Source organism: Sphingomonas sp., from assembly GCF_042096255.1.
Lineage (GTDB): Bacteria > Pseudomonadota > Alphaproteobacteria > Sphingomonadales > Sphingomonadaceae > Sphingomonas.
On record NZ_JBELLZ010000022.1, the window covers coordinates 36,846 to 41,829 of the forward strand.

Here is a 4,984-nt window from a genome sequence, read left to right on the forward strand (position 1 = left end):
TCCCCCAACGCCATGAACGACGACCTTAAGGCCCTGATCCGCACCATCCCGGACTTCCCCAAGCCCGGTATCCAGTTCCGCGACATCACCACCTTGCTGCTCGATCCGCGCGGCTTGGCGGCGGTGGTCGAGCGGATGGCGGCGCTTGTGGACGGGCCGGTCGACCTCGTCGCCGGCATCGAGGCCCGCGGCTTCCTGTTCGCCGCTGCTTTGGCGGTACCGCTGAGCGCGGGCTGCCTGCTGATCCGCAAGGACGGCAAGTTGCCCGGCGCCACCATCGCCGAAGATTACGCGCTCGAATATGGACAGGACCGGATCGCGATGCACGCCGACGCCTGCGCGCCGGGCGCCCGCGTGCTGCTGGTCGACGACCTGATCGCCACCGGCGGCACCGCCGCCGCGGCGGTGCGGCTGCTCCGCAAGGCGGGCGCGACCGTCACCCAGGCGCAGTTCGTCATCGACCTGCCCGACCTCGGCGGCGCCCACCGGCTGCGCGCCGACGGCCTGCGCGTCGACACGCTGGTATCGTTCGAGGGACACTAGTCACCCGCGGTTCAGCCCGGAACGTTTACGAACCGTTCCCGTTTCAAGATGAGTGGCGGCGCGTATCTGGCCGCCTCCCACGTTTCGGGAGATCGAGCATGTTCAAGCGTCTTGCCATCGCCGCCGCCGCCGTGGGCGCGGCGCTGGGGCTTTCCGGCTGCGGCTACGGCTATGGTGGCGGCGTCGGTTACGCCGGTGACGCCTATTATGGCGGCGGCTATTATGGCGATCCCTATTATGGGGGCGTCGGCGGCGTTGGCTTCGGCGGGTCGTACTTCGGCTGGAACGACGGCTTCTATTATCCGGGCACCGGCATCTACGTCTATGACCGCTACCGCCGCCCGTATCGCTGGAGCGCGGCGCAGCAGCGCTACTGGCAGGGCCGGGGCAATGCTTACTGGCGCCAGCGTGGCGGCAACTGGCGGCAGGACCGTCGCCAGGTTCGTAACAACTGGCAGGATTTCCGCCAGGATGTCGCGCGAGACCGGCGCGACTATCGCGGCGACGTTCGCGGCTTGCGCCAGGACCTGCGCCAGGGCGAGATCAACCGCGGCCAGTTCCAGAACCGTCGCGAACGGGCGCAGCGCAACTACCGCTCCGATGTCCGTCAGGAGCGCCGCCAGCTGAACCGCCAGAACCGGCGCGACACCCGTCGCCGCTGAGTGAAAGAGGGGCTCGTTCCGGCTGGCCCCCTTCTCATTCCGGTCTGGTTCGGATCAGGCCGTTGGTCAGCATCGTCAACACCGGCACGGCATGCTGGTTGAGCACGGTCATCCGGCTCTTGAAGATGCCCATCTCCGGGCGGCTGGCGCTCTGCCTCTTCTCGACCAGCTCGGTCTCGCAGCGGAGCGTATCGCCCGGATAGACCGGCCTCAGCCATCGCAGCTCGTCCACACCGGGCGAGCCGAGCGACGCCTGTTCGCGCCCCTTCATGTCCGCGACGATCATCGCCATCGCCATCGCGCAGGTATGCCAGCCGCTCGCGGAAAGCCGCCCGAAATAGGTCTGCGCCGCCGCTTCGTCGGAAAGATGGAAGGGCTGCGGATCGTAGCGGCTGGCGAACTCCACCACTTCCTCGCGCGTCACCGCATAGGCACCGAACCGGTGTATCGTGCCGACCTCCAGATCCTCGAAATATAGCATGCGCCTCTCCCTTTCGGGACAGCCTAGCGCGGCGCGGCGGTCAGCACAGCCCGGAACGGCGCATCGCTGCCGTCCAGCCGCTCGCCCGCGGGAAGGCCCAGCAGGGTGCGCAGCAGCGGCGCGACATCGACATTGTCGAACACCGGCAGCCGTTGCCCCGCCACGAACGCGGGGCCGGATGCGATGAAGATCGCGCGCATGTCCGCCGCGTCATTGTCGAAGCCATGATCGCCCGGGTTCACCGCCTTGGCCGGTGCGCTCGGCAGCGTCTCCCAGCCGGTCTCGGCAAGGCAGACGAAGGGCGGGATTCGCCGATTGGTGCCATAGTGGAAGCGCGCCGGCATCGCGTCCTTGCGCCAGCACGTCATGTGCGGGTGCGGCCGCAGCAGCGCCGCCGCCGTCGCCGCCTCGCGCCCCGGCACCGGCGCGAAGGTCGCATACGGACCGCTCTCCACCACCCGCGCGTCGCTCGACTTCACCACCCGGTCGAGCCGGATCACCCGCTCGCCCGAGGTCGCCGCCATGCCATGGTCCGAGACGATGACCAGGTTCGCCGCGCGGCCCAGCTCCGCCAGCCCGCGTTGGAGCTCGCCGATCCGCGCGTCCACCTCGGCGATCGCCTCATTCACCTGCGGCGAGCTGGGCCCGTGCAGGTGGCCGGCGGTGTCCACCACGTCGAAATAGAGCGTCACCAGCCGCGGCCGGATCGCGTCCGGGCGGCGCGCCCAGTCGAGCACGGTCTGCACGCGCTGCCGATTGGGCATCTGCTGGGTATATTGCTGCCAATCGAGCGGGCGCATGCCATTGGCTACCGTGTGCGGCCAGGCGGAATCGGGCACGCCGCCCCAGGCGACATTGGCGCCCGGCCAGAACATCGCCGCCGCCGGAATGCCCGCCTTCTGCGCGGCCACCCAAATCGGCTCCGCGGCGTTCCACCAGAACGGATCGTCGGTCGCCATGGTGAAGCGCTCGCCGGGGCGCGACGGATCCTCCATGCTGTTCGCGGTGATGCCGTGCCGGTCGGGGCGCAGCCCGGTCACCAAAGTCCAGTGGTTCGGATAGGTTTTTGACGGGAAGGACGGCCGCATTTCCGCCGACACGCCCGCTGCTGCGATCCGGTCGAGATTGGGGGTGATTCCCCGCGCCAGATAATCGGGGCGGAAGCCGTCGATCGAGATCAGCACCGTCATCGCCTCGCCCGCGGGCACCGGTGCCGGCGCGGCGGCGGGCGGCGCGGTCACCGGCGGCAGCGCGGGCGGGGTATGCGGATAGGCGCAGGCGGACAGCGCGAGCGCGGCGGCGGCATTCGGAAGGGCCCTCATGCCGCGCGCCCTACGCCCGCGCGATGACGCTGGAAAGTCAGAGGCCTACCGCCAGCTTGGCGAACAAGGTCCAGCCGAGCGGATCGCCATAGGCATCGTCCAGCGTGTCGGGCACCTTGTACGCCGCCACCGTGCCGCCCAGCGCCAGCCCCAGCGGCCCGGCGATCGGCAGCCGATACGCATAGCCCGCCTCCACCTTGCCGACGTGGAAGCGCCGGTCGTGGCGGGGATCGTCATGATCGGGGAACAGCTCGTCATTGGCGACATGCTCGGCGCGCGCGAACACCGCGTGGCGCGGCGTCACCTCCCAGGTCGCCTCGGCCAGCCAGGCGGGCAGGGCGTGGCCGGGGGAACGGTCCTTGAGGCTCCAGGCGAGCGTGGTCGTCAGCCCGGCGCGCGCATAATGCACGCTGGCGGTGGTGCGATGCTCATTCTCGTCGGCGTGCAGCGTTTCGGGCTGCTTGAGGAAGCCGTGGCTCACCTGCGCGGCGACATAGGGGGAGGGGGTCCAGCTCGCCCGCACGCTCCACGAATCGAGCCGCGGCGTCTCGATGTTCCACCGCCGCTCGTCGGGCTCGCGGCCGCGGAAGGCGCTCGCCTCCAGCTGCACCTGCGGCGCGGCAAAACCGGCGGTGACCACGCCATAGGTGATGTGGGTCGAATCGAACCAATGGTGGGTGATCGGCGACAGCGGCTGGTAGCGCGCGGAGCCGCGGTGCATGAACGCCGCCGGGCCGATCGCGGGCTCGCCTACCGGCGCGCCATAGACGAAGACGGTGCCGTCAGCGACGCGGTAGTCGAGCCGCGCGCTCAGCTCCATGAAGGCGTCGTGCGGGTGCTGTCGATCGACCAGCGCCTGCCCGTTGGCGGTCTCGCCGGTGGCGAGCAGGTTGGGATAGCCGCGCGCACCCATCAGCGGCTCCAGGCTGCCCATCGCGCGCAGCTGAAGGTGGGCCGCCTCGCCCAGGTCGCGATCGGCCATCACCATCGCGCTCGTCTCGACGAACGCCATGTCGTCGCCGCGCGGGCCGCTCTGGCCGGCGGCGACGCCCCAGGCATAGCCATGCGCCATCAGCATCCATCCGCCCGCATGCAGCATCGCGCCGCGCATCGGTCCTTCGGCGGCAGGCAGGCGCGCAGTGCCCGATCCCTGCTGGTAACGGCCGGCGGTGGTCCCCATCGTCATCCCCGGCATCGCCTGGCCGGGCGGCGCGTGGGCGAGCGCCTCGTCGGAGGCGATCCGGTACGGATCGGCGGGAGGCCGGTGATCCTGGTGCGCCGGCGCCGACGCGTCAGCGGGCATGTGGTGGTGCTGGGCGGCCGCCGGAACTGGCAGCAGCACCCCGGCGGCGACGGCCGCTAGGAACTTGTGCATGGATGGGTCCGTGATGCTGGAGGAGATCGGTCGGGCAACGCCCGGCGGATCAGCCCAGCCGTGGCGGGCGCAGCAGCGGCGGCGGTGCGCGGCCGAGATCGAGCGTCGCGATGCGCGGGGTCGGCGCAACCATGGGAGCAAGCCGCGGTGCCGGCCGCGGTGCAGCCAGCCAGTCGGACGGCGGGATGCAGCCGAGGCAGGCATGCGGTGGCGCCACGTCCGATTGGCGGTGATCCCCACCCGGCATCGCATGCGCAGCGGCGGCAGGCGCGTCGTGGCACGCCGGCATCGCCGCAAAAGCAGGCGAGGCGGTCAGCAGAGCCAGCAGCAGGAGCAATGCGCGGAGCACGCGCGCGCCTTACCTGATCCGCTTGCGCCCGTCACCTTTGGAACCCTCGTGCGCCCGGCGCTTTGCACCCGGCATGCGCGTCCTCCTCCCCGCCGCCCTGCTGCTCGCCGCCTGTTCGGGCGGAGACGAAGCCCAGAACAACGCCATGCCGCCCGCGCCGCAGCCGACCGGCCCGGCACCGCGCACCCCCGTCACCCAGAACGTCACGCCGGAGCCGGGCGAGACCCCAGGCTGGCTGGAGCCCGAGTCCAA

At 70.7% G+C, this 4,984-nt stretch carries 6 protein-coding genes; 2 read left to right on the forward strand and 4 right to left on the reverse strand.

The annotated features are described in order from the left end of the window. The first annotated feature begins 12 nt into the window (after positions 1 to 12). Positions 13 to 543, forward strand: coding sequence for an adenine phosphoribosyltransferase (locus ACFDTH_RS06585; protein WP_375286731.1), 531 nt, complete (start codon positions 13 to 15; stop codon positions 541 to 543). Positions 544 to 641: 98 nt separating this feature from the next. Beyond that, positions 642 to 1,205, forward strand: coding sequence for a hypothetical protein (locus ACFDTH_RS06590; RefSeq protein WP_375286726.1), 564 nt, complete (start codon positions 642 to 644; stop codon positions 1,203 to 1,205). 34 nt (positions 1,206 to 1,239) lie between these two features. Here ACFDTH_RS06590 and ACFDTH_RS06595 read toward each other — a convergent pair whose 3' ends face one another. Genes ACFDTH_RS06595 through ACFDTH_RS06610 form a run of 4 tightly spaced genes read right to left on the reverse strand, consistent with a single transcriptional unit; the run spans position 1,240 to position 4,732 of the window. Next, entirely contained in the window at positions 1,240 to 1,686 is a 447-nt protein-coding gene (locus tag ACFDTH_RS06595; protein ID WP_375286727.1) for a MaoC family dehydratase, read from the reverse strand. Between the two features lie 23 nt (positions 1,687 to 1,709). After that, positions 1,710 to 3,008 carry an ectonucleotide pyrophosphatase/phosphodiesterase gene (locus ACFDTH_RS06600; RefSeq protein ID WP_375286728.1) on the reverse strand — a complete coding sequence of 433 codons (1,299 nt, stop codon included), beginning with the start codon at positions 3,006 to 3,008 and terminating at the stop codon, positions 1,710 to 1,712. Positions 3,009 to 3,045: 37 nt separating this feature from the next. Continuing rightward, on the reverse strand, positions 3,046 to 4,383 hold the full coding sequence (locus ACFDTH_RS06605) for a hypothetical protein (RefSeq protein WP_375286729.1): 1,338 nt from the start codon (positions 4,381 to 4,383) through the stop codon (positions 3,046 to 3,048). Between the two features lie 49 nt (positions 4,384 to 4,432). Next, positions 4,433 to 4,732 carry a hypothetical protein gene (locus ACFDTH_RS06610; RefSeq protein ID WP_375286730.1) on the reverse strand — a complete coding sequence of 100 codons (300 nt, stop codon included), beginning with the start codon at positions 4,730 to 4,732 and terminating at the stop codon, positions 4,433 to 4,435. Between the last annotated feature and the right edge of the window lie 252 nt (positions 4,733 to 4,984).

Excerpts from the sequence above, each read along its gene's own strand:
- ACFDTH_RS06585 (WP_375286731.1), top strand. The coding sequence starts at position 13 with ATGAACGACGACCTTAAGGCCCTGATCCGCACCATCCCGGACTTCCCC.
- ACFDTH_RS06600 (WP_375286728.1), bottom strand. The coding sequence starts at position 3,008 with ATGAGGGCCCTTCCGAATGCCGCCGCCGCGCTCGCGCTGTCCGCCTGC.
- ACFDTH_RS06605 (WP_375286729.1), bottom strand. The coding sequence starts at position 4,383 with ATGCACAAGTTCCTAGCGGCCGTCGCCGCCGGGGTGCTGCTGCCAGTT.
- ACFDTH_RS06590 (WP_375286726.1), top strand. The coding sequence starts at position 642 with ATGTTCAAGCGTCTTGCCATCGCCGCCGCCGCCGTGGGCGCGGCGCTG.
- ACFDTH_RS06595 (WP_375286727.1), bottom strand. The coding sequence starts at position 1,686 with ATGCTATATTTCGAGGATCTGGAGGTCGGCACGATACACCGGTTCGGT.